The organism is Pedobacter ginsengisoli, from assembly GCF_030244015.1.
Taxonomy (GTDB): Bacteria; Bacteroidota; Bacteroidia; order Sphingobacteriales; family Sphingobacteriaceae; genus Pedobacter; species Pedobacter ginsengisoli.
In genome coordinates, this window is sequence record NZ_JASSYX010000006.1 from 1 (window position 1) to 1881 (window position 1881).

1 protein-coding gene is annotated in these 1881 nt (G+C 38.9%); it reads left to right on the plus strand.

What is annotated here, in order from left to right:
* The first annotated feature begins 504 nt into the window (after positions 1-504).
* Complete coding sequence (locus QEP08_RS20855) at positions 505-1623, plus strand: Fic family protein (RefSeq protein ID WP_285060737.1); 1119 nt, start codon at positions 505-507, stop codon at positions 1621-1623.
* Positions 1624-1881 lie beyond the last annotated feature (258 nt).

A 1881-nucleotide genomic window follows, 5' to 3' on the forward strand; every position in this document is an offset into this window, starting at 1 on the left:
CTTCTCTTTCTCTGCTAACATCATGCGCCCAAAGGCAACCTGACACCTAAACCAAAAAAGACAAATCAAATCCCTACATCCTCTCAATCAACTCCCCTCCTATATCCAAAACCAATCTCCCTTCCTCCGAACCGGGTTGCAAAAGTAGAAAAAAAATCAACCCCAACAAACTAATCCTAACTTTTATTCCAACTTTAAACCTAAATACCCTGACACACAAATAGAAAAAATTCAAGTAAACAGCAAACAAAAGTCAATCCTTATATGTATCCGGCCCCCAGATTATTATAAAGTCAATTATTAAACCTGCAATTTTTAGCAAAATCACCAGATGTCAAAATAAAACGCACAATTAGCGGCTGAGGTGAGGTTTGCAGCATACCTTAAAAAACTATAGATTTAATGTATGGTCATTTTATATTAATGACTTTAATGCCCATCTCGAACCTAACATTAAAACAACAAGAATTTAAGGCATACACATTCTTTTAGTATATTTGATATATGTATCCTATCAATCCCGACAGAACCAAACCCTGGAATGATCTCCCCCTGCTCCCGCCAGCAAGGGAACTCTATGAAGACATTCAGGTATTTACACAACTAGGCAATGCTAAGGCCTCACTCGGCCGATTGCAAGGCCGGAGTATCGCCATCCCCAATCAGGGCCTGTTGATCAATTCAATTAGTCTCCAGGAAGCAAAAGCTTCTAATGCCATTGAAAACATCTTTACAACAGATGACGAACTCTATAAAGCGTATAGTGAGCAGCAATCTAGACAACTGGAAGGTCCAGCTAAGGAAATCCTGAATTACAGGGAGGCGTTATGGCTGGGGTATGAATATTTACAAGGGGACCAGGCATTTGATGAAGCCTATTTTATTAAAATGTATAGAACCGTCAGCCAATTCAACGATGGGATAAGGCCCCCTGTTGCCCAAATCTATATTAAAGAAGGTGGATCTGGGTTAAACGCAGGTAAAGCGTCTTATACTCCACCTCGCGGTCAAGGAATAATAGAAGCAAAACTTCAAAACTTAATAGATTTTCTAAACGACGACGATCAATATCCATTAGATCCACTCTTAAAAATGGCAATTGGTCATTTCCAATTTGAAGCCATCCACCCTTTTAGAGATGGGAACGGAAGAACAGGCAGGATATTCAATATACACTACCTGACAAAAAAAGGCCTGTTGGATTACCCCATATTATTTCTAAGCCGTTATATCATGGACAATAAGGATGATTATTATGCCTGTCTATCTGGAATTACACAAAAAGGGAATTGGAAGAGCTGGCTACTTTTCATGTTAAAGACTGTTGAGGTAACCGCAAATATTACATACAATAAAATTAACGACATCATCAGCGCTAAAGATGCCATTCTGGATGCTGTCATTTTAGAAAATAACATCAGCAGACCTGAATCTCTGGTCAGCACGATCTTTACTGAACCGTTCACAAAAGTAAAACATCTTACGGACAGGGGCCTTTATGCCGAAAATACCGCACGTAAATACCTTGATGAACTGACAAGGATTGGAATTCTTGAAAAGAGAATGATTCAGGGGAATAGTTACTACCTTAATCTGGAACTTTACAGGATACTCTCAGAATAATGTTTTATACATTTCGCCGGTGAACAGCCTTGTTAACTGTGTCTTTTTTACATGGACTAAGTTGAGGGATTCCTTCTGAAAGTCTGGACTATTTTCTAATTGTTGTTGTGTATTGAGTCGCTATCCAGTTTGGATTGGGTATTGGCTTCTTAACCCTGCAAAGGGATATAAACTTCCACTGATTGCCTGTTGTTTACCTTTTTGAAATGCGTTTCTATAAGTAGTTGGCGTTGAGTGCAAAGTTTGCTCATGTTTATC